General features: G+C 39.3%; 9 protein-coding genes. 1 reads left to right on the top strand and 8 read right to left on the bottom strand.

Features of this window, described 5'->3' with window-relative positions; translation table 11 throughout:
- The 7 genes from A6733_RS05720 to A6733_RS08995 form a co-directional block, all read right to left on the bottom strand.
- Nucleotides 1-1,205, bottom strand: a 1,205-nt coding sequence (locus tag A6733_RS05720) for a hypothetical protein (protein WP_141663358.1), incomplete at its 3' end; no start/stop codon positions are given.
- A gap of 2,780 nt (nucleotides 1,206-3,985) precedes the next feature.
- Nucleotides 3,986-7,402, bottom strand: a complete 3,417-nt coding sequence (locus A6733_RS05715) for a hypothetical protein (protein WP_092460646.1) — start codon at nucleotides 7,400-7,402, stop codon at nucleotides 3,986-3,988.
- 372 nt (nucleotides 7,403-7,774) lie between these two features.
- Nucleotides 7,775-7,915, bottom strand: a complete 141-nt coding sequence (locus A6733_RS09415) for a hypothetical protein (RefSeq protein WP_242641599.1) — start codon at nucleotides 7,913-7,915, stop codon at nucleotides 7,775-7,777.
- 798 nt (nucleotides 7,916-8,713) lie between these two features.
- A complete protein-coding gene (locus A6733_RS09000) occupies nucleotides 8,714-11,971 on the bottom strand; it encodes a hypothetical protein (protein WP_176696109.1) in 3,258 nt (1,085 codons plus the stop codon).
- Between the two features lie 1,582 nt (nucleotides 11,972-13,553).
- Nucleotides 13,554-16,592: a hypothetical protein gene (locus A6733_RS05695; protein WP_092411419.1), complete on the bottom strand. Its 3,039-nt coding sequence runs from the start codon at nucleotides 16,590-16,592 to the stop codon at nucleotides 13,554-13,556.
- A 68-nt stretch (nucleotides 16,593-16,660) separates the two neighbouring features.
- Nucleotides 16,661-16,873 (bottom strand): hypothetical protein, encoded by a 213-nt coding sequence (locus tag A6733_RS05690; RefSeq protein WP_092403758.1) that lies wholly within the window; start codon nucleotides 16,871-16,873, stop codon nucleotides 16,661-16,663.
- A 538-nt stretch (nucleotides 16,874-17,411) separates the two neighbouring features.
- Nucleotides 17,412-21,467 carry a hypothetical protein gene (locus tag A6733_RS08995; RefSeq protein ID WP_092460644.1) on the bottom strand — a complete coding sequence of 1,352 codons (4,056 nt, stop codon included), beginning with the start codon at nucleotides 21,465-21,467 and terminating at the stop codon, nucleotides 17,412-17,414.
- Between the two features lie 1,166 nt (nucleotides 21,468-22,633).
- On the opposite strand from A6733_RS08995, the gene A6733_RS08990 reads away from it, so the two are divergent.
- On the top strand, nucleotides 22,634-22,786 hold the full coding sequence (locus A6733_RS08990; RefSeq protein WP_176695564.1) for a hypothetical protein: 153 nt from the start codon (nucleotides 22,634-22,636) through the stop codon (nucleotides 22,784-22,786).
- 214 nt (nucleotides 22,787-23,000) lie between these two features.
- On the opposite strand, the gene A6733_RS05680 is transcribed toward A6733_RS08990, so the two are convergent.
- Entirely contained in the window at nucleotides 23,001-25,793 is a 2,793-nt protein-coding gene (locus A6733_RS05680; RefSeq protein WP_092460642.1) for a hypothetical protein, read from the bottom strand.
- Between the last annotated feature and the right edge of the window lie 1,005 nt (nucleotides 25,794-26,798).

The raw sequence follows: 26,798 nt of genomic DNA, 5'->3' as shown, positions 1-26,798 counted from the left end.
TGTAAATTAACACCCAGCGAATCAGTGCATTGAAGATAGGAAGGAATCGAAACTGTAGAAGAAGGTAGATCATCATCAAGAACAGGTGGCATCCCAACAGATACACTATCGCTACCAATATGTCTTTCTGCCGCACTTGGATCAAAAGAAGATCCAGCACCAGAATGTCCGACAGAAGGCAACAGACTCACTTTGGAAGGTTCTACTGAAGAAGGTAGAATATCCTCCTCATCAAAAACTGGTGGCATCCAAACAGGAGCACGAATAACATTTATCTCATCACAAGCAGAGACAGGAATATTATCGCTACTCGTATGTCTTTCTGCTACAATCGGATCAGAAGAAAGTCCATAACTAGAATGCCCATCTTTATGATGGGACCAAGATGATAATATATGATCGGAGGCGGTAATAATCCCCGATGTTGTACGTTTAATCGTACCTCTATTTATTTCTTTTCTTAGAGTGGAATTTGTTACAATTACCGATAGCGCTACCTCAGGAATACCGGCAGTATCTAGGACATTGATAAAATCTCCACAACTAATATCATTCAATGCTTCCCCTTCCAAAGAAACAGAGACCTCACTCCAAAAAGAGTTGAAAATAGACTCCACATTGCTACGAACAGCACAATCCAGTCTCGACAAAAAACCCAGCAAACTATCCCCAATTAATGGTACTGAAACACGCTCAAGAGAATCCGATAGTACTTCAATTCTAGGAAGAGCATGTATGAAATCAGGGCGGTGGTTGGTATGATACTCACAAATGCACATGGATACAAAAACATCTTCGCATATTCCTCTATAAGTACTGTACCAAATGGCTCGTCCAGTAAGCGAAAGTTTGTCACTCAAAATTGATGGAAGTTGTTTGCTTACCATACTATTGTAAAAACGTTTAGCGAATTCATTAACTCTAGAAAAAAGACCTGCAATTATTTGAATACTCTCAGGAGATAGAATAACACCCAATGAACTCAAAACATCCGGACCAACAGCAAAGGCTGAAGAAGAAACAGCAGCAGTAGCTAAAGTAGTGACAAATAAAGAAGCGGCGGCAGGAGCATCAACTTGCTGCAAACAACCTACAGGGACACCACTATGTACATCTACCCCTCCCTCTTTGCTATCACTACTATCATCTTCACTCTCTGGAACATCACTAGAAACAGTGGGGATACTTATAGACACAGGATACAACATCCGCCCCCTTTCTTTACAGTTTAGACTTATTATTCTTATTTATTTTACTAATCATCTTAACACCACAGCACCATAGCACAGATTCACACAGCAACATTAAATAAGAGAGAAATAGGCATAGTCGCAAAATGAAACTCACATAACACCATCAACAAACAAAGTCGTATGCTATTACTTTTACAATACTCACATCACTATAGGTAGCAGTTACCACAAACAACAATAAAGGTAAAAAAACACCTCTCATCAGATTACTATTTATCTGATATATTTTATATAATTAATTTTAAAAGATATTGTCATCCAGCTATCCCCACCTCTCCTCAAAAATCACCTGAGATAAGTATACAGATACCATATTACCTCAAGACCTTACTCACCCCTGCCCTAACTATCATAGCACCAAACAAAATAACGTAAAGTGAACCTATTTTCTCACCAAGTGCGACCATCATATAAGCACGAGTAATTTTTCGATGAACCACATACGCAAATAGATGTTATAACTGCTCAGAGTTCAAAGAGCAACTGAAATTTGCTAACTCGTACAGCCAGACCACTCTTAGAAGCGGTAGAAACTACCAACAAACAGGCTTCTCCCAAAATAAAAAACATCTCCTAGAGTACAACTGTAAAAAACAACGCAGCACCCAACACAACCAATAAACAGGTCGAGCGTTAACCATCATAGCTTGAGTATCAAACTGACACACAAATTATCTTCGCAAAACTAATGAAAGATAGCAACAAAAAAATTGTACTTAAAAGGGATATTGTTGATTCAAAATAAACCAAAGTAGACCTTAAGAGTTATTGGATATGGACAATGGTATAAACTCTCAAGCATTGCATATATTACGTAATAAAAAATGGGATAACTAGGATTTTCTTCTATGATTCTAAAAATAGTTAATTTTATAGGTAAAAGTAGATCATGTAGAAAAATATAAAGTACAATGACAAAATTGTAAGTAGCATATTTCTTGGATTATTTCCATCTGTGTACACGGCTGCATTATACGCTGACAAGAGCTAACCTATCATCTCTTTTAATAACTGGAGCGGCGCTTGGTGGACAGCTAATGACAACAATAGAAGTAGATAATTTGCCAGATGATTACGATGTAACCATTGGATCGGAGCTAATGGAGAGATTCAAAAAACACGCATAAAGTCTTGGATAATTAAAGATATAAGATCGGAAGAATAAAAAGAGAATATGATACTGAAAAATATTCTAATTTTTTCCTAAAAATTAAGAGATTGCATATTCATATAGAGACGTACTACATTAACCGCCGGTAAGAACATCTACGCCACTCTACGCCATTATACTTCGTAAATGGAGGTAGTGATTATGATTACTATTTAATCAATACAAATTTACAGTTGATAGTATTAGCACTTCGTAGCAAAAAAATAATCATCACACATCTAACTAACAATTGACTATGTAACAAACATGTCAAGCATAAATATGTAAGTAAGCACAATTATTGCTAAAAATTACTACTCTAAGGACTCCATCAATATTATGATATAATCAAGGTGAAAACTAGCAATACAACCACCGAATGAGGATCATCTGTGCTAAGATGAGGAAATCACACTCTTGGATTATGTTATGTGCAATAATGCACCGGATATGCTGGAGCGCATAAAAAGACTTAATGTATCGACGCTATCAAATTACCCATCAACGAGCAATAGCAGTTATGATGACAGTGCCTTGGAAATCTACTCCATAATCTGAAACCTACAACAAATAAGTAACATCAGTATAGAACCCGTAGATCTAGTGGTTCTACGCACATAGTGGACTATCGCCAACTTTAATAATCATTACATCAACGGTAAACCGTCTCAATTTTCTACAGTAAATCTTCTAACCTCCCCACCAATAATGTTATAAGAGGAAACAATTACATTATTAACTCTATCAAAATAACACTCTTAAGAAGAACATCCGTATCTCATGAAGCGACAAGAAACAATCTATAGTGGAAAGTAGAAACTTTACTTCCTTACAGAGTGCCATACATGTAAGGATACTCCGTAATACAAGGACTAAAAGCTGAAAAAGCGCGCTAATAAATAGAACGTAAAAATCATCATCCTCTATAGCACTCAAAGAAACAGAACTAACAGGTGCGACACTAGCTCTAGCCTAGACCAAGAACGAAAACATAATCAGAGGATTTTCAAACAGAAGCAAGAACATCTAGTCCAGTATCAGTACCACTCACCTTCCTCGTCCTTGTTTATATTACCCACGGGAGCAGCAACAACAGAATAGTGAGGTAGTAGTCACATCAATACCATCTAATACGCAAACAGAAAAAGCCTTACCTTGCTGCAAATTAACAATTTAACTTTGACTGGGATAACTATCATTACAGTATCAACATAAGAATCACAAACCTCCACAGCTACATGATTCATATCCAACTTTTAACACATTCATAACAATACATGTTCTATTATTGCAATAAAAACTTACTAAAAAGAAAAGAGCAAATAATTATTGTACATACAAAATACCCTAGTTAAGCAACATTAAAAAAAATCTATACCGGTACCGGATATAAAATATCATCTATTAAAGCGTGTGATAAGTGCCTATAAAAATCTAAATTAACATAAGCAAAAATGCTAACATAACTAAGCTCGTGGGAAAAAAGAATGGTCATTTACCATATAAAAACGTCCTACGTAGACAACAAATGTATAAAATTATGTAATACTAGCTAGTAGAGAAATGAGGTCGATTATTGCAATTAACTCGTCCTTTTCCTTTTACGTCCACTTCCTCTCTGAGCACCACCCTGATGTGAAGAAGACACTCTACCTCTACCGCCTCTCTTAGACCTACTTGATTCGCTAGTAGGTGGTGGTGAAGGTGGCAGATCTCGATTCAGCAATGCTGCCAATCTCACTCCAACATCCACCGACTCAGAAGCAATATCGGTAGCAGCAGCTACTAGCGTAACATTATCAATATCCGCAGGTGCAGAAGAGGAAGGTCCAGCAGCAACAATATCACACGCAGGAACCTCACCCCTCCCCTCACTCATTAATTCACGCATAATGAATAACTTCTTAGGTCCGCGAAAATAACTATAAGAACTACCACTAGCTGCCGTAGAAGATTCTCCAATAGATGAAGTAGAAACAGAAGAAGAGACAGGGATTGGCACTATTGGCTTCTCAGATGAGGATGCATGAGTTGTCTCGCCTACTAAAACTCCCGACGCAGAAACAACACCTGCCTCAGATGATTCAACTTCTCTAACAGATACAAATGATTCTGTAGAGGAAGAGGAAACATCAGCATCTAATCCTAATTCAGATATAAATGAAGACAACGGTGCGGGTGAAACCGAAGGTGAAGATAGATGAGAAAATGATTCACCTACTGACAACCCAGGCGCAGAAGCAGCATCTTCCACAACCGAGACCAAAACATCATTACTAATATTAGAAGAAGAATCTCTAGAAACTGTTGATACAGCAACAGCATCAGTAATAAGAGGCAAAGAAGATCCAGCACCTTCAGGTGGTACTACAAAAGTAGTAGCAGTAGTAGACATACTACCTTGATCATAGCCCTCTTTTAATAGCAACAAAGATCCTAATTGCGTCTCATATTGATAATGAGGATCAGGTCTATCACAAGAATCGGATTGAGTATAAGACTCAGAAGCAGATGATGGAGACGAAGATAGAGGTGCGAATGAAACCGAAGGTGGAGGTGAAAGCACAGGAGATAATTCACCGGCTAAAACTCCAAAATCATAGTAATAACTATCATCAGTAGTACCCGATGAAGATTCGTCAGAAGTAAAAACATTACCAGTAGCATATAAACCAGCTGGTTGATCTTCTTTATAAGAAAGCGATTTAACAAATCTAGGAGAAGAACTATCATAATACTTCTCTAGTAGCAATAAAGGCCTTAATCGTGTCTCAGATCGAAGACGACGCTTAGATAATGATTCATGTTCAAGTTGAGATGACAATTTAGGTTTAATTTGCATACTTAAAGATGAAGAAGGGATAGGATCTGTAATACTACCTCCTGAAGCCGCACATTCACTTTCAATTTCACTACTACTACTACTTACTAATGTCTTGCCTCTACTTACCGTACGCCTTTGTCCCGGTGCCTTGCTTCTATTTACCTTACATCTCTTACTCTTCACGCATTTGCGAGAAACTGAAAGTGCCACTATAGGAATACCAGAAATATCTAGAACTCTAGTAAAATCTTCACAAACAACATTACTCAATGATTCATATCCTAGCTCATAACAAGCTCTATCAGATTCCACATCCCACTTCGAGATAAATATAGCCCTTATCAGATCATGAACAACAGAATCTAGTCTCGATAAAAAACCTGCCAAACTACCTCCAATTGATGGCAATATACCAAGATTAGCAATAGCGCGTATGAAAGCAGGACGGTACCTGGAATGATACACACAAAAACACCTAGACATAAAACTAGATAGATGCAGTTCCTTATAAGTTTTGAACCAAATAACCCTCCCAAGCGCAGAAAGTTCACTACTCAAAGCAGTTGATATGTAACTTTCAACCGATCTCGTTAAATACCTCATGAAAGACACACGAACATTACAGAAGAGATCATAAACTAGTTTTTTACCATCAGGATGTAACTTTACACCCAGCAAATCAACACATCGAACATGCGAAGGAATAGAGGCAGAACATGGAGCATCCTCCTTCTCAAGAACAGGTGGCATCCAAATAGGAGCATGAACAACATTTGTCTCAGAATACTTAGAAACAGAAAAACTGTAGCTATATGTGTATCTTTCTAATGCAATTAGATCAGAAGAAGACCGATCACTGGAATCTCTAACAGAAGACAATAGATCTAATTCGGAAAGTACTGTAGAGGAAGGTATAACATTATCCTCAGCAAAAATAGGCGATGTTGGAGACCGAACAACATCTGTCTCAGCACAAGCAGAAACAGATACAGAAAGAGGTAGTAGAGTATCCCCCTCCTCAAGAACAGGTGGTGTCCAAACAGGAGCACGAACGGTACCTGTCCCAGCACAAGTAGAAGCAGATACAGAAATATGAACATTACTGCTAGCAGTATGTCCGCTTGCTGCAACTGGACAAGGAGAAGATCCATCACCAGAATCTTTAACAGAAGGCAACAAATTCAATTCTGAAAGTGTAGCAGAAGCCTCTCCTAGCGGAGACGAAGATCCTGCTTGTGACTCAGATTGAGAACACGTACTAAGTAACAATTCAGGATGAGACTGAGGTGATAAAGTGGGATCTGGAGCAGTGGTAATTCCTGATGCTGTACTTTTAATCGTACCTTTATTTATTTCTTTCGTTATAACGGAACCTGCTAACACTATAGATAATGCTACTTGAGGAATACCGGCAGTGTCTAGGACACTAACAAAATCTTTGCAACCAACATTATCCAGCCCCCCCTCTTCCAGAGAAACATGAACTTCGTTCCAATCAGAGTTAAAAATACATTCCACCCTACTATGAATAGCACAATCCAGTTTCGATAAAAAATCTAGCAAACTACACCCAGCCAACGGCACTGCAGTACGGTCAGGAAGATCCGATAATACTTTAATTCTAGGAAGAGCACGTATAAAACCAGGTCGGTGCTTAGAATGATACTCACCAAGGCACATGAACACAAAAACATCTTCACACATTTCTCTATAAGTACGGCACCAAATAGCTCTTCCAGTCAACGAAAGTTTGTCACTCAAGTCTGACGGTAGTTGTTTACGTACCATACCATTGTAAATACGCCTAGCGAGTGCATCAACTTCAAGAAAGAGACCTTCAATTATTCCAGCACTTTCAGGTGACAGAACAACTCCCAACGAACTCAAAAGATTCGGATCAAGAGTAGCCTCTGAAGAAAAAACAGCAGCAGTACCACATTTTTTGGCAGGAGCTTTACCTTTTTTGTTCTTGGTACTCACCCCCTTACCCGCAGCAGTAACAGTAGTTGAAGTGGTGGCAGCTGAAGCAGTAACAGGAGTATCAACTTGCTGCAAACCACCTTCAAGAACACCAACCCGTATAGCGCCCCCTTCCTCTTTATTGCCACAGCTATCATCTTCACTCTCTGGGACATCACTAGAAGCAGCAGAGCTAATTACAGATACAGGATACACAATACAATGCCCCCGCCTTGTTATAGTTTAGATTTATTATTCTTATTTATTTTATTAATTTTAATATCCTAGCCCAAACTCACATACCAATATTACATAAGAGCAGCAGCGTAAGACATAGTAGCAAAATAGAACTCACATAACACTACCAATAGGCAAAATCGCACGCTACTACTTCCCAGTACTCACATCACCAAAAGTAACAGTTACCATGTGCAGTGATAAAGGCAAAAATACCTCTCATCAGATCACTAATCATCAAATGTAATTCTTGTGCGTAATTTAAAAAAAACATATAATTTACATCTAATTATCCCCATTTCTCCAAAAAAAATCACCTAGGCTACGCACAGAAACCATGATCTAACTACTTTACTCATCACCTGCCATAGCTCTTATAGCAATAGCACCAAACAAAATAACACAGAATGGACCTATTTTCTCATAGAGAACAATCATCATATAAGCACGAGGAACTACATATATCAATAATGTAGTAGCTACCCAGAGCAAAGTGCAAATAGCTACTTAACTTGAACCTGTAAGGCTAGATCACTCTTATAAATGGTGGAAACTACCAACAAACAGATTACTCCCAAAATAAAAAAACATCCCCTAGAGTATCACTGCAAAAAACAATGCAGCACTAAATGCAACCAATAAACAGACTAACCGTTAACAATATCACTCTATAGCATCAAATTGATACACAAAAATTATCTGCTCAAATAAGTGCAAAGAGCAACAAAAAAAGTGCGCTTAAAAGTGATTTTGTTGGCACAAAATCAACCAAAGTAGATATTAGATTCCATTAATAGGTATTGGGGTAAACCCCCAAACATTGCCTATATTAAGTAACAAAAAATGGGATAATTAATGTTTTTTATAACATTATAAAATAGTGAATTTTACAGTAGCTCGGTGAAAGGCCAATTCCATTTCCAATTTAGGCAACCAACACTTCACACACATACTATTGTTTAATTATAGCAACTGGTGCCCATGAAAAATATTTATGGCCACTATCTGAGAATGCTTTTTTAGGAAAGTGAGTATACGTGTTACTAAATAAAAAAGACAGAAAAAACTATCTATAAAAATCTAAATTAACATAAGCAAAAAACACGTACTATAAAGTGCACAGGAGAAACAATGATTGCCGTCTATTATACAAAAATGCCACATGCAAACGGCAAATGTATAAAACTATATAATGCCAACGATAAAAGTGAGATAGATTCTCACAATTAACTCATCTTCCACGACCACTTCCTCCCTGAGAATTACCCCGATGTGAGGAAGACGACCTACCTACCTATACCAGCCCCTACCCCTACCAGCCCTACCAACCCTACCTCCTCCTCTACCAACCCTACCTCTTCTACCAGCCCTACCTATACCAGCCCTACCTATTCCAGCCCTACCTCTACCACCTCTCATAGATCCACTTGATTCACCTGCAGACGGCGGTGAAGGTGGAAGCCCTCGATTCAGCAATGCTGCCAATCTCACTCCCACATCATCATTATCAGTGTCGGTAGCAGCAGCCACTTGCTGCTGAACACTACCAACAGCCATAGGTACATAAGAGGAAGGTCCAGCAACGGCACTACTACTCATAGATGCCGAAGAGGAAAATCCAGCAGAAACACCACTACCAGTAGATACCCCCGAAGTCCCCTTAAATTGCATCATCATTAATTTCTTAGGTCCGCGAAAATAACTATAAGAACTACTACCAGCTGCCGTGGAGGATTCTCCAATAGGGGCAGTAGAAACAGAAGAAGGGGAAGTGATTGGCATTATTACCTGCTCAGATGAGGGCACAGGAGTTGATTCACTTACTAAAGCTTCCGGACCAGAAACAACAACTTCCGTGGTTAATCCAACTTCTCTAATCGATACAGGCGACCCTGAAGAGGAAGAGGAAACATCAGCATCTAACCCCGCTTCAGATGGAGATGAGGATAAACGGAAAGACGGACGCGAGGACCCAACAGAAGGTGAAGAAGTAGGCAAAGGCGAATCATCTCCTGACCCTCTCGACTCAGAAACAACACCAACTGCAAGCAACTCCCCAGCTGATGATGGTGGTAGAGATAGTGAAACATCAGATTCCACTACTGACTCAGGTAAGGGTGCAGATAATTCATCTTCTCTCAAATCAGAAGCAACACCATCATCAGCAGTAGGTAATAAAACATCCCCACCAACTTCAGAAGTAGAAACAGTACCAATGGCAGATAAACTAGCAGATTGACACCTATAAAAAAGTGATTTAATAAACCCACTAGAAGACCGATCAGAAGCCATCTCTAATAGCAGCAAAGGCCTCGATTGCTTCTTAGATTGAGAACGAGACCTAGATAATAATCCACGTCCAGACCGAGATGATAATTTGGGACGAATTTGCACACCAGCACTAGCGGTACCAGTACTAGCGGTACCAGTCCGTGAAGCTTTACCTTCTCTCGTAATTTTACTACTGCTTCCTGAAGTTCCTCCTCTACGTACTACACGCCCTCTACTTGCCCTTTCACGTGCTACAAGTTCTCTGCGTCTTTGGTAGACTGAGAACGCCGCTTCAGGAATACCAGCGGTATCAAGGACACAAATTAAATCTCCATAACCAACACTATTCAATGATTCATCTTCTAGTCCAGAGCAAGCATTATCAACTTCTATACACCACCGCGAGTTAAATGCAGAACTAATTAGACCCTCAACAACTTGATCTAATCTAGATAAAAAATTTACTAAACTAGCTCCACTTAATAGAAGACCAAGGTCAGAGGAATCAGATGACACTCTAACATTAGCAAGATCAAGTATAAAGGCAGGACGGTGGTTGTTATGATACGTACCCAAACACCTAGAGGTAAAGTTATGTAGATACAGCTCCCTATAAGTTTTAAGCCAAATATATCGCTCAATAGTAGAAAGCCCACTGCTCATAGCAATTGAGATATAATTGCAAATCGATTTCGAGAAAGACACTGCAAAAGCTAAATGGACATCACGAAAGAGATTATGAATTAGTTGAATGCTATCAGGATGTAAATCAACACCCAGAGAATCTGTACATTGAACATATGAAGGAACTGAAACTGTAGAAGAAGGGCAATCATCCTCAGCAGAAACAGGAGATTCCTGAACACTAACGTCAACCCTTGTTGCCCTCCTAGAACGAGTAGAAACGGTAGCATTATCACTATCTGCGCATCCTCCTGCTGCAATTGGACCAGAAGAAGGTCCATCACCAGAACCTACAACAGAAGACAATAAACTCAGTTCTGAAGGACCAGCAACAGGAGGTATCCAAACAGGAGCACGAACAACAGTCCTTGTCTCATCATCAGCAGGAACAGTAACATCCTCTACAGAAGAAACACCGAGGGGTTTTTCTTTTCTCATGATGAAACTTGCTATCATTACCGATGATGATACTTTAGGAATACCAGCAATACTCAGTACATCTGCAAAATCCTGACAAACAATGGAACTCAAGGACTCCTCTTCCAGAGAAACAGAAACCTCACTCAAGCGAGAGTTAAAAATAGACTCAATCTCACTACGGATAGCACAATCTAGATTCGATAAAAAACCCAGCAAAACCTCTCCAGTTAATGGAACCTCACTATGATCAGAAGAATCCGACATTATTCGAGTTCTAGGAAGATTTCGTACAAAAACAGGACGATAACTAGCATGGTACTCACCAAAACACCTAGATACAAAAAAACACCTACACATTGAGCTATAAGTATTGTACCAAATGCCTCGACCGGTAACTGAAAGTTTTTCACTCTCGCTTTGTGGGAGCTGTTTGTCCTCCATGCTATCATAAACATTCCTAGCGAATTCACAAACTTCATGAAAAAGAGTTGCAATTATTCCAACAATCTCGGGAGATAGATTAACACCCAATGAACTCAAAACATCCGGATCAAGAGTAGCCTCTGAAGAAGAAACAGCAGCAGTACCACGCTTTTTGGCAGGAGCCTTACCTCTATCCTTGGTACCCACTCCCTTACCAGTAACAGTAGCAGTAGTTGAAGCAGTAGTAGCTGAAGAAGAAACAACAGAAGCAGTACGGCGCTTTTTAGCAGGAGCCTTACCTCCGCCCTTGGTACCCACTCCCTTACCAGTAACAGTAGTAGTAGTAGTCGAAGCAGTAGTAGCTGAAGAAGAAACAGCAGCGGCAGCACCGCGCTTTTTGCCAGTAGCCTTACCTCCGCCCTTGGTACTCCCACCAGCCTTACCAGTAACAGTAACAGTAGCAGTTGAAGTAGTAGCTGAAGAAGAAGCAGAGGCAGTACCGCGCTTTTTGCCAGCAGCCTTACCTCTACCCTTGGTACTCACCGCCCTACCCAGAACAGTACCAGTAGTTGAAATAGTAGTGGCAGCTGAAGCAGTAGTATCAGCTGAAGCGGAAGCCTCAACTTGCTGCAAACCGCCTACACTAACACCACTCTGTAGAACAGCCTCTTCCTCTTTATTATCCCCATCACCTTCACCCTCTGTAACATCATCAGGAGCAGTAGAGCCAGTTAAAGATACAGGATACATAAAACAACCTTCTAATAGTTTAGACTTATTATTCTTATTTACTTTATTAATTTACCCTAGCATAAACTCATACACTAATACCACATAAGAAGAGTAGGAACAGACGCAAAATGAAGTGCTCATAACGAATACCAATAGACAAAATAAGTACGCCCCATCGCTCTTCCGATATCACATTCGTCAAGGGTAGCAGTTCACACGTACAACAACAAAGGCAAAAAACACTACCCATCATATTACTATTCATCAGATACAACAGCTTATGTATAATTAATTTAAAAAAATATTTATATCCAATTGTCAATATCTATACCCTAAAATCACCTAAGTTAATACAGAAACTATAATCTCACGACCTTTATCATCATCTACTAACTCTCATAGCGCCAAACAAAATAACGCAAAATGGATATGATTTCTCGCAGTAACAGTGATGATGACGATATCTTGAAATTTATCTGCTCTGTAATCTGGAGCTTCTAACAAAGAAATGCTGTCCGTATAGGAAATGGGGATCTAAAAATTCCACAAACATGATAAACCGTTGCTAACTTTTAGCATTACATTAACGTTAAACAATCTCAAAAATTTCTCAATCTCTTCTGCGACAAACTTTTTCACTCCCCTCCACCACAAACAATGTCAAAAGAAAAAACAATTACGTTATTAACTCTATCCAAACAACATTCTTCGCTCTTAAAAAGAACATTCTCATCTCATGAAGCGGCAGGAAGCACAATTCATTGCGCAAAGTATAAACTCTACTTTCTTACAGATTGTGACATACATAGAAGGAAAAATATTCAGTAACAACACGAGGACCAAAGATTGAAAAAACACTCTCACAAATTAAACATAAGAAAATCATTCTCTTTCTACATAGAAGCTAAATTCAATAGCGCCCTAATCCATCAATGACATTACCATTTTTTTCACCACCATCCTTGATCTTATATATACTATACAGAGGCAGTAACACTAGCTTAGTGGTAGTAACGTCAGTGCCATCTATACCAAAACAGATGAAGATTAAGTTTGCTGCAAACTAACAATTGAACTTTGATCAAGGTATTATATTATTCAATATGCAAGAATCTCAAACTCTTAATTATAGAACTCACAGCCAAATTTTAGCACACCCATAATAATATATGTACTACCATCGTGATAAAAACTTGCTAACAAGAAAAGAGCGAATAATTATCGTACATATAAAATATCCTAATTGAGCAACATCAAAAAAACTTATACTGAATATAAAACATCATCTATGAAAGTACAGAATATTAATCCAAATTTTACAGTAATAACAAAAACAAAAAATCCTCTTCACCTGTACACATAAAAATCACTTACACTGATACTAGAGATTATAAAAATTGCAAAATCTAACACATAAAAAACAATAAAAGACAGAAAAACTACCCATAAAAATACAAATTAACATAAGCAAAAAAACACGTTCTATATAAGCGTACAGGAGAAACAATGATTGTCATCTATCATACAAAATGCCACACACAAACGGCAAATGCACAAAACCATGCAATACCAATAGTAAAAATAAGACGGATTATCACAATTAACTCATCCTTTTTCTTTTACGCCCACTTCCTCCCTGAGAACTACCCCTATGTGAGGAAGACGACCTACCTCTACCAGCCCTACCTCTACCACCTCTCATAGATCCACTTGATTCACCTGCAGGTGGCGGCGAAGGTGTAAGCCCTCGATTCAACAATGCTGCCAATCTCACTCCCACATCCCCAGTATCAGTATCGGTAGCAACAGCCACTAGCTGATGAACACTATCAACATCCGTAGGTCCAGAAGCGGAAGGTCCAGAAACGGCATTACTACTCATAGGTGCAGCGGAGGAAAGTCCAGCAGAGACACCGCTACTCGTAGATACCCCCAAAAGCCCCTTAAATTGCATAATCATTGATTTCTTAGGTCCACAAAAATAACTATGAGAACTACTAGTAGCTGCTGTGGAAGATTCTCCAATAGGGGCAGTAGAAACAGAAGAAGGGGAAGCGATTGGCACTATTATCTGCTCAGATGAGGGCGCAGGAGTTGATTCACTTACTAAAACTCCAGACCCAGAAACAACAACTTCCGTGTTTAATTCAACTTCTCTAATCGATACAGGCGACCCTGAAGAGGAAGAGGAAACATCAGCATCTAACCCCGCTTCAGATGGAGATGAAGATAATGAGAGCGCAGGTGTAGAGGAAGAGGAAACGTCAGCATCTAACCCCGCTTCAGATGGAGATGAAGGTAAATAGGAAGATGGAAGTGGGGACTCAACAGAAGGTGAAGAAATAGGTAAAGGTGAATCATCTCCTGATTCCCTCAACTCAGAAGCAACACCAACTGCAAACAACTCCCCAGCTGATGGGAGTGGCAAAGATAGGCAAGCATCAGCTGCCGCTACTGACTCAGATAAAGGTGCAGGTAATTCATCTTCTCTCAAATCATAAGCAGCACCTTCGTCAGAAGCAGCGCCTTCATCAACAGTAGAGACTAAGACATCCCCACTAACTTCAGAAGTAGAAACAGTACCAGTAGCAGACAAACTAGCAGATTGATACCTACAAAAAAGCGATCTAACAAATACACGATAAGACCGATCAGGAGCCTCCTCTAATAGCAACAAAGGCCCTGATTGCTTCTCAGATTGAAGACGAGACCTAGATAATGATCCATGTTCAGATCGAGATGATAATTTGGGACTAAGTTGCACACTAACACTAGCGGCACCAGTACTAGCGATATCAGTCCGTGAAGCTTTACCTTCACTAGTAACTCCACCACTGCTTCCTGGAGTTTCTCCTATATGTACTGCACTCCCTCTACTCGCATTTCTACGTGCTACACGTTCTCTGCGTCTTTGGTAGACTGAGAGCGCCGATTCAGGAATACCAGCGGTATCAAGGACACAAATTAAATCTCCACAACTAACATCATACAATGATATATCTTCTAGTCCAGAACAAGCATTATCAACTTCTATGCACCACCGCGAGTCAAATATAGAACTAATTAGATCCTGAACGGCTTTATCTAATCTAGATAAAAAACTTACTAAATCACCTCCAACTAATGGAAGATCAAGGCCAGAGGAATCAGATAACACTCGAACATTAGCAAGATTACGTATAAAGGCAGGACGGTGGTTGTAATGATAGATACCCAAACACCTGGAGATAAAATTATGTAGATACAGTTCTCTATAGGTTGTGAGCCAAACAGATCGCTCAATAATCGAAAGCCCACTACCCATGGCAGTTAAGATATAATTGCGAATCGATTTCAAGAAAGACATTACAAAAGCGAAATTGACGTCACGAAAGAAATCATTAATTAGTCGAGCGCTACTGGGATGTAGCTTAAAACCCAACGAATCAGTACATTGAACATAAAAAGGAATTGGAACTGTAGAAGAAGGTAGATCATCCTCAACAGAAATAGGAGAAACAGGAGATTCCTGAACACTAAAATCAGCCCTTGTCCTTCTAGCACGAGTAGAAACAGTAGCATTATCACTACCCATGCGTCCTCCCGCTGCAATTGGACCAGAAGAAGGACCAGCAACAACAGGAGGTGTCCAAATAGTAGCACGAACAGTCCTTTTCCCAGCATTGGTAGGAGCAGGAACAAGAACATTATCTACAGGAATCCTGAGCTTTTTTGATTTTGTCACAGCAAAACTTACTAGAGTTACCGATAATGCTATTTCAGGAATAGCAGCAACGCTCATGACATCTACAAAATCCTGACAACTAATGGTACTTAGGGACTCCTCTTCCAGAGAAACAGAAGCCTCAACAAAACAGGAGTCAAAAACAGACTCAATCCCGCTAAGAATAGCACAATCTAGCCTCGACAAAAAACCTAGCAAAACATCTCCAGTTAATGACACTGTACTATGGTCAGAAGAATCCGATATTATTTGAATGTCAGGAAGAGTTCGTATAAATCCAGGACGATGATCAGCATGGTACTCACCAAGACACCTAGATACAAAAAAATATCTGAACATTGAACTATAAGTATTGTACCAAATACCTCGTCCAATCACTGAAAGTCCATCACTCACAATTAATGGGAGTTGTCTGTCTAGCATCTTGTTATAGATACATCTAGATAATCCAGCAATTTCATTAAAAAGACTTGAAACTATTTGAATACTATCAGGAGATAGAGTAACACCCAATGAACCCAAAACATCCGGATCAAGAGTGGCCTCTGAAGAAGAAACAGTAGCAGTACCACGCTTTTTAGCAGAAGCCTTACCTCTATCCTTGGTACTCACCCCCTTACCAGTAACAGTAGTAGTAGTTGAAGTAGTAGTAGCTGAAGAAGAAACAGCAGCAACATCGCGCTTTTTGGCAGAAGACTTGCCTTTACTTTTGGAGCCCCCCCCCTTACCAACAGTAGTAGCAGCAGTTAAAGCAGTAGCAGCTGAATCAGTAACAGGAGCCTCAACTTGCTGCAAACCACCTTCAACAATACCAATATTTGCAGTAGCCTCTTCCTCTTCATTACTACGACCACTATCCTCACCCTCTAGGACATCATTAGAAGCAGCAGAGCTAGTTGTAGGTACAGGATACATAGTAAATGCCGCCGTTTTTTTATAGTTTAGATTTACTATTCTCAACTTACTTTATTAATTTTGACATCTTAGACTAAACTCACACACCACATAAGAGCAGTAGACACAAGACACAGTTGCAAAACAAAACTCACGAATACTACCAATAGGCAGGCAGAGCCTGCGCTACCACTCCACCAGGTACTAGCATCACCAAAAGTAACAGCTACCCCGTACAGTAATAAAGGCAAAAATACCCCTCGCCAAATCACATATTCATCAATATGTAATACTTCGTGCATAACTTAAAACAGACATTTACATCCAAGCATCCCCATTTCTCCAGCATTTCTCCAAAAAATCATCTGGGCTAAGCACAGAAACTATGAACTAACTACTTTTGCGATGAATTACATGATGTATCAATAACTGTAATAAATACTCAGGGCAAAGTGCAAATAGCAACTGGAACTTGCTAACATGCACGGCTAGATCACTTTTAGAAAGTAATAATTGTCGACACGCGATCAACCAAAGTAGATATTAGATTCCCCTAGAAGGTATTGGGATAAACTACCAATATTTTGTTAAGTAACAAAAAATGGAATGATTAGGGTTTTCCACAACACCACAAATTGGCCAGCTGATTACTAGGTAATAACTGGAACAGAGCTAATGGAGCGATTCAAAAAACACGCTAAACGCTTTGATACTAAGATTTTATTTGGCAACATAGAAAAAGCTCATCTTAGTGAAGTTCCATTCCGATCAGGTCTTGAATAGTAAGTTTACAAAATTATGTAGTACCAATAGTAGGAAGTTAAGACCAATTCTCACGAACTACTCATTTCTTTTTCTTTTACGACCTCTTCCTCTCCGAGCACTACCCTGATGTGAAGAAGACAATCTACCTCTACCACCTCTAGCAGACCTACCTGATTCAATAGCAGTAGGTGGTGAAGGTGGCAAACCTCGATTCAGCAATGCTGCTAATCTCGCTCCAATATCCTCCTCCTCATTGACATCATCGGTAGCAGCAGCCACTGGCGAAATGTTGGCAACAGGTGCAGACGAGGAGGGCCCAGCAATGACATCACCACCCGTAGGTGTCTCAAAAGGCTCCTTAGCTAATTTCATAATAAATGCCTTCTTAGGTCCGTAAGGATAACTAGAAGAACTACCACTAGCTGCCATGGAAGATTCTCCAGTAGCGACAGTAGAAACAGAAGAAGAGGCAACGACTGGATCTACTACCAGCTTCTCAGATGAGGACGCAGGAATTGATTCACCTAATAAAACCCCCGACTCAGAAACAGTAACTTCCGAGGTTAATCCAACTTCTCTAGTCAACACAGGTGAGTCTGGAGAGGAGGAATAGGAAATATCTGCATATAATCCTGATTCAGATGGAGATGAAGATAAACATGAAGATGAAGATGAAGAGTAGGGCTCAATCGAAGGTGAAGAGAGATGCAAAAATAATTCATCCCCTGTCCCCCTAGACTCAGAAGCAACACCAACTGCGACCAAATCTTCAGCTGATGGTAGCAGAGAGGAAAGGGAAATATCATCGGCTACTACCAACTCAGATTGAGGTAAAAACAAAGATGCAGGCGAAGATGTAGGTAATTCATCTTCTAAAACTACCAAATCAGAATCAGCAACTTCCGCAGCTGAGACTAAAACATCATCACCAATACTCAAAGAAGACTCGCTAGAAACAGTCAATACAGCAACAGGATCAGTAATAGGAGACAAAGAAGACCCAGCACCTTCAGGTAATGCTACAAAAGTAGGAACAGTATCAGTAACAGGTACACTAGCAAATCGATCTCTATAAGAGGATTCAGCAAGTCTAGAAGAAGATTGATCAGAATTCTCCTCTTCCCCTACTATCACTTCCTCTACCGCCTCTTCCTCTATTACCACTTCTCCTACTATCACTTCCTCTACCTCTTCCCCTACTACCTCTTCCTCTATTACCACTTCCTCTATTACCACTTCCTCTACTACCATTTCCGCTACTACCTCTTCCTCTATTACCACTTCTCCTACTATCACTTCCTCTACCTCTTCCCCTACTACCTCTTCCTCTATTACCACTTCCTCTACTACCTCTTCCTCTACTACCTCTTCCCCTACTATCACTTCCTCTACTACCTCTTCCTCTATTACCACTTCATCTACTACCTCTTCCTCTATTACCACTTCCTCTACTACCTCTTCCTCTACTACCATTTCCTCTGATAGCAACAAAGACCCTAATTGAGGCTCAGATTGGTAATGAGGCTCAGAAGTAGAAGATGAAGACTCAGAAGTAGATGGAGATGAAATAGAATGTATAGATGAAGGCATAGAAGATGACACATCTATTAAAACTCCAAACTCAGCACAAGAACTATCCTCAGTAGAGACTAAAACATCCTCACCAATATTCAAAGAAGATTTATCAGGAGTGGAAACAGTAGCAACATCAGACAAACCAACTGTTTGATGTCTATAAGAAAGCAATTTAATAAATCTGGAAGAAGATTGAGCAGAGTCCTCCTCTAATAGTAACAAAGATCCTAACTGCTTCTTAGACCTAAGATGACGCTTAGATAATGATTTATGTCCAGATTGAGATGATAACTTAGGTCGAAATTGCATACTTAAAGATGAAGAATGTATAAGACCTGTAGTACTACCTCTTGAAGATGTACCTTCGCTTGTAATTTTACTACCACTTACTGATGACTTGTTTTTAGCAAGACCTGCAGTACTACCTCTTGAAGCTGTGCCTTCACTTGTAATTTTCCTACTACTTACTGATGCCCTATTTTTATTTGTCATATATTTTTGGAAAACTGGAAAAAATGCTACTGCAGGAATACCAGCAACCTCTAGTACTCTAATAACATCACCACAACTAACATTACTCAATGATCCGCATTCTCGATCATAATAAGCTTTACAAGTTTCCATATCCCACTTCAAGCTAAATATGGACTCTGCCAACTCACGAACAACACAATCTAGCCTCGATAAAAAATCTACTAATCTACCTCCTCTTAATGGCACTAGTCCGCGATCAGAGGAGCCTGATAACAATCTAATACCACTAAGAGCACGTATAAAAGCAGGGCGGTACCTGGAATGATACATACAAAGACACCTAGACATAAAACTAGATAGATGCAGTTCCCTATAAGTTCTAAACCAAATAACTCGCTCAACCGTTGAAAGTTCGCTACCTAGAGTAGACAAGATATAGTTGGTTATCGATCTCGAGAAAGATGTCATGAAAGATATGCGAATGTTACAAAATAAATCATAAACTGCTTTAGTACTACCGGGGTGCAACCTTACACCCAGAGAATCAACACATTGAACATATGAAGGAATAGAAGCATAACGTGGAATATCCTCTTCACTAAGAACAGGTGGCGCCCAAACAGGAGCACAAACAACATTTGTCTCAGCATGAGTAGAAGTAGAGACAGAAACACTATAGCTATCCCTTTCTTCTGAAATTAGGTCAGAAGAAGATCCTGCACTAGTATCTCCAACAGGAGGAAACATATCCAATTCAGAAGGTCCCACAGAAGAACTTAAAGTACACTCAACGGGTGGATTCCAAACAGGAGCACGAACAACAACAGGAGCACGAACAACAACAGGAGCACGAACAACAACAGGATCACAAACAATAACAGAAGGTAACATATTCAATTCGGAAAGCCCTGCAGAAGAAGGTAGAGTATCCTCCTCACTTTCACTAACAACAGGTGGCTTCCAAACAGGAGCACGAACAGTATCATCTATATCAGTATGAGCAGAAACAGAAACGTCATAGCTACCAGTATGTCTTTCTGACACAATCGAATCAGAAGAAGATCCATCACTAGAATCTACAACAGAAGGCAACACATTCGATTCGGAACCAGAATCCTCTCCTGGTGGAGAGGTAGATCCTAATTGTGATTCAGATTGAGAACACATACGAAGTGACAATTCAGAATGAGGCTGAGATGATAGTATAAGATCAGGAGCAGTAATAATTCCCGATTCTGTACGTTTAATCGTACCTTTATTTATTTCTCTTGTTAGAGTGGAACCTATTACCATTATCGATAAAGCTACTTCAGGAATACCGGCAATGTCAAGAACTCTTGTAAAATCTTCACAAACAACTCTATCCAATGCCTCCCCTTCCAGAGAAACAGAAACCTCATCCCAGCAAGAGCTAAAAATAGACTTCACCTTGTTAAGAACAGCACAATCTAGTCTAGATAAAAAAGCTAACAGACTATCCCCAGTTAATGTCACTGCATCATGGTCAGAAGAGTCAGATAATACCTTTATCGTAGGAAGAGCATGTATAAGATCAGAGCGGTGCTTAGCATGATACTCACAAATGCACATGGATACAAAAACATCTTTACACATTTCCCTATAAGTACCGTACCAAATAGCTCGCCCAGTAAATGAAAGCTCGTCACTCAATCTAGATGGTAGTTGTCTGCTTGTCATATTGTCGTAAAAACGCCTAGCGTATTCAGCAATTTTAGAAAAGAGACTTGCAATTATTTGAACACTATCAGGAGATAGAGTAACACCTAATGCGCTCAAAACGACTGGATCAATAGAAGCAGCAGCTGAAGAAGAAACAGCAGCAGTACCACGCTTTTTGGCAGTAGCCTTACCTCTATCCTTGGTACTCACCCCCCTACCCACAACAGTAGCAGTAGTTGAAGTAGTAGTAGCTAAAGCAGTAGTAGGAGACTCAACTTGCTGCAAGCTACCCCCAGGAATATCACTCTGTACAGCTAACTCTTCCCCTTTATTACCACTAATATCTTCACTCTCTGGGAGATCACCAGAAGCATCAGCGCTGGTTAAAGATACAGGATACATAAATATGGTGCCTCCACCTTCCTATAGTTTATATTTATTATTTATTTTATTAATTGCTTTAACATCCTAGCACGAACTCAAAAAACCAACATTACAGAAGAGAAGTAGGCATAGTTGCAAAATGAAGCGCACACAACTCCACCAATAGACAAAGTAGTACGTTATTACATTTTCGATACTGACATCACCAAAAGTAGCAGTTACCACGTACAATTATAGAGAATGATAAAGGCCAAAAACATTACTACACTAATCAGACCACTACCACCCAGATAGCTTGTATAAATTAGTTTAAAAAAATAATTTATATCCAGTTACCCCCATCTTTCGTAAAAAATCAACTTGGATAAGGAAAGAAACTATGAACTCACAACTTTTATCATAACCTACCATAACTCTCATGTAACAAAACAAAGTGAGTCTGTTTTTTTCACCAAGAACAACCATAGGCTACATCATCTGAGTACCCGTAGTTTTACTATGAACTGCATATATAAATAATTGTTACAACTTCTAATAGTTAAAAAGAGCAACTGAAATTTGCTAACTAGCACGGATAGATCACTCTTAAAAACGCTATAAACTACCAATAAAAAGATTCCTCACAAAATAGAAAATATCTCCTAGGGTATTACCGCAAAAAATAATGCAGCATCCAATACAACCAATAATCAGACATACCGTTAACTACATCACTTTATAATATCAAAGTGACACACAAATTATATGCGTAAAATAAGTACAAGTAAACAACAAAAAAGTGTGATCAAAAATAATATAGTTGACATAAAATTAACCAAAGTGAATAGTAGATTCTCTCAAAAGGCATTGAAGAACTACCAAGTTTTACATATATTATGTAGCAAAAATTAGGATAATTAATGTTATCTATAGCACCGCAAAGTAGTAAATTTTATAGTAAAGGTGAAACACGAGATGATAAAGACAAGATTGTAAATAGCAAGTTGATTATTCTTGGGCCAGGTCCTGTCCATATGGGTACACGACTGCACACAATTAATAACGGCAATAGAAGAAGATAATTGACCATCTGATCGTGATATAGTCACTGAACAAAGTGTGATGGCTAGTGCAGAGATTGGAAAAATAAGCAGAACGCTCTGATACCGAGATTGCATTTTACAATACAGGAAAAGCACATCTTAGTGAAAGACCATTTGGTCTTGAAGGAGCTAACACTTCGCACTCATGAGGATTGTTTAATTGTAGCAATTGGTGTCAATGCAGAGTATTTAGGACTATCATCTGTAGCAGTATTTTTAGGAAAGGAGGTATCTGCATGTGCTACGTGTTATTGAACAAAAAATCCAGCACCAGAATCTCCAACAGAAGGCAGAATATTATCCTCCTCAATGACAGGTGGCATCCAAACCAGGAACACGAACAATAACTGTCTAGGCACAAGCGGAAACAGACACCTCACCGCCGCCCACGTATCTTACCGCTGCAAATTGGATCAGAAGAAGATTCATCACATAGACTCCACTAGCTCACGGACAACACAAATCGCTATCAATCTAACTTCTCTAGCCAATGGTGTTGTAGAAAAGGAGTAAATATAGGCAGCTGCTCACACTCAAATGAAGATAAAGATTCAGGTACGATTGCAGGCGACAAAGATTCACTATAAACATTCGATTCAGCAACAGGATCAACAACAAGAGGCAAAGAAGAACCAGGACCTTCAGGTAATGCCACAAAAATAGGAACAGTATCAGTAGCATCAGGTACACTAGCAGGTCGATCTCCGTAAGAAAATTCAACAAGTCTAGAAGAAGATTGATCAGAATTCTCCCCTTCCTCTACTATCATTTCTTCTACTACCATTTCCTCTACTATAACTTCCTCTAATGGCAACAAAGATCCTAATTGAGGCACAGATTGGTAATGAGGCTCAGAAGTAGATGAGGATAAAGGCTCAGAAGTAGATGAGGATAAAGGCTCAGAAGTAGATGAGGATAAAGGCTCAGAAGTAGAGGATGAAGACTCAGAAGTAGATGAAGATGAAATCGAATATATAGATGAAGGCGTAGAAGACGACTCACCTAAAGCTCCAAACTCAGAACAAGAACTATCCTCATCCGAGACTAAAACATCATCACCAATATTCGAAGAAGATTCATCAGAAATGGAAACAGTAGCAACATCAGATAAACTAGCAGTTTGATATCTATAATAAAGCAATTTAATAAATCCATAAGAAGATTTACTAGAATCCTCCTCTAATAGCAACAAAGATCCTAGCTGCTTCTCAGAACTAAGACGACGCTTAGATAATGGTTCACACTCAGATTGAGATGGTAATTCAGGTCGAAATTGCATACTTAAAGATGAAGAATGCATAAGACCTGTAATACCACCTCTTGAAGCTATACCTTCACTTGCAATTTTACTACTACCTACTGATGCCTTATTTTTATTTGTCATATATTTTTGGAAAACTGAAAAAAATGCTACTGCAGGAACACCAGCAACATCGAGTACTCTAATAACATTATCACAACTAACATTACTCAATGATCCGCTTTCTCGATCAAAATAAGCCTTGCAAGTTTCCATATCCCACTTAAAGCTGAATATAGACCCTGCTAACTCACGAACAACATAATCTAGTCTCGATAAAAAATCTACTAATCTACCCCCACTTAATGAAACTAGCCTACGATCAGAGGAACCTGATAACAATCGAATACCAGCAAGAGCACGTATAAAAGTAGGACGGTACCTGGAATGATACATACAAAGACACCTAGACACAAAACTAGATAGATGCAGTTCCCTATAAGTTTTGAACCAGATAAGTCGCTCAAGCACTGAAAGTTTACTACTTAGAGTAGCTAATATATAATGGCTAATCGATCTCGAAAAAGACGTCATAAAAGATACGCGAATGTCACAAAAGAGATCATAAACTATTTGGGTACTATCCGGGTGTAACCTTACACCAAGAGAATCAACACATTTAACATATGAAGGAATAGAAGCAGAACATAGAGTATCCTCTTCATTAATAACAGGTGGTGTACAAACAGGAGCACAAATAATATTTGCCTCAGCATGAGTAGAAACAGAAACTTCACAGCTCCCAGCATGTCTTTCTGCAACAATCAAATCAGAAGAAGATCCAGCACCAGTATCTTTAACAGAAGGTAACATATTCAATTCTAAAAGCCCTGCAGAAGAAGGTAGAGTGCCCTCTTCACTAATAACAGGTGGCCTCCAAACAGGAGCACGAACAGTACCATCTGTCTCAGTATGAGTAGAAACAGAAACGTCACAGCTGCCGGCATGTCTTTCTGCCACAATCAGATCAGAAGAAGATCCATCACCAGAATCTCTAACTCTAACAGGAGGCAACGTACTCAACTCGGAACCAGAAGCCTCACCCGGTGGAAAGGCAGATCCTAATTGTGATTCAGATTGAGAACACATACGAAGTGAAAAACCAGAATGAGACTGAGATGATAATACAAGATCGGGAGCAGTGATAACTCCAGATGCTGTACGTTTAATAGTACCTTTATTTATTTCTCTTGTTAGAGTGGAGCCTGCTATCATTACCGATAACGCTACTTCAGGAATACCGGCAGTGTCTAGAACTTTTGTAAAATCTTCACAACTAACACTATTCAATGCCTCCCCTTCCAGAGAAACATGAGCTTCATTCCAACAGGAGCTAAAAATAGACTCCACCTTGCTGAGAACAGCACAATCTAGTCTAGACAAAAAAGTTAGCAGAATATCCCCAGTCAATGGCACTACACCATGGTCAGAAGAGTCAGACAACACCCCCATTCTAGGAAGAGCGTGTATAAGATCAGAGCGGTGTTTAGCATGGTACTCACAAATGCACATGGATACAAAAACATCTTTACACATTTCCCTATAAGTATCGCACCAAATAGCTTGCCCAGTAAGTGAAAGCTCGTCACTCAATCTTGATGGCAGTTGTCTGCTTGTCATATTGTCGTAAAAACGTCTAGCGTATTCACTAATTTTAGAAAAGAGATTTGCAATTATTTGAACACTATCAGGAGATAGAGTAACACCTAATGCACTCAAAACACCTGGATCAATAACAGCGGCAGCTGAAGAAGAAACAGCAGCAGTACCTCTCTTTTTGGCAGAAGCCTTACCTCTACCCTTGGTACTCACCCCCCCAGCAGTAGGAGACTCAACTTGCTGCAAGCTACCTCCAGGAATATTACCCTGTACAGCGCCCCCTTCACCTTTATTACCACTATTACCTTCACTCTCTGGGAGATCACTAGAAGCATCAGCACTGGTTAAAGATACAGGATACATAAATATGGTGCCTCCACCTTCCTATAGTTTATGTTTATTATTTATTTTATTAATTGCTTTAACAGCCTAGAACAAACTCAAAAACCAACATTACAGAAGAGAAGTAGGCACAGTTTCAAAATGAAGTGCACACAACGCCACCAATAAACAAAATAGTACGTTACTACATTTTCGATACTGACATCACAACAAAAGTAGCAGTTACCACGTACAATTAAGGGAGTAATAAAGCCCAAAATATCACGACACTATCTACCAGATATGGTAGTTTATGTACAATGCCGCCACACAAAACAATGTAAAGTGCTCTCACCAAGCACAAACACCATCTACATCACCTGAGTACTAGTAACCTTACGATGAACCGCATATGTCAACAACTGCACCAACCGCTCAGAGTTAAAAGAGCAACTAAATTTGCTAATTCGTACGAAAGATCTCTCTTAAAAATAATACAAACTACCAACAAACAGGTTCCTCACAAAATAGAAAACATCTCCTAGGGCACCACTGCAAAAAAACAATGCAGCACCCAATGCAACCAATAAGCAGACTGACCGTTAAGCACATCACTTGGCAGTACCAAAGTGACACACAAACCATCTGCGCAAAATAAGCGTACCTGAGGATGATATCTTTGACACAAAATCAACCAAAGTAAATATTAGATCCTCTCAAGAGGCATTGAACAATAGTAAAACTACCAAGTATTACCTATATTACGTAACAAAAAAACATGATAATTAACGTTATCTGACACTAAAAATTATGAATAAAAACACAAAAGATAAAGACAAGATTGCAAATAGCAAGTTAATTATTCTTGGTTCAGGTACCCGTCCCTATGGGTACAGAGCTGCAATGTATACCGCGCGAGATAATCTGTCACTTCTCTTTTAATAATTTGAATTCCTGGTTCTAAGCGTGCAGGACAAACAAGGATGGTCATTTATCGTGCAAAAATACCCACAACAAACAACAAATGTAAATGTATAAAATTATGTA

The organism is Candidatus Ichthyocystis sparus (assembly GCF_900078745.1).
Taxonomy (GTDB): domain Bacteria; phylum Pseudomonadota; class Gammaproteobacteria; order Burkholderiales; family 2013Ark19i; genus Ichthyocystis; species Ichthyocystis sparus.
This window is presented reverse-complemented; position numbering and strand designations above follow the sequence as displayed.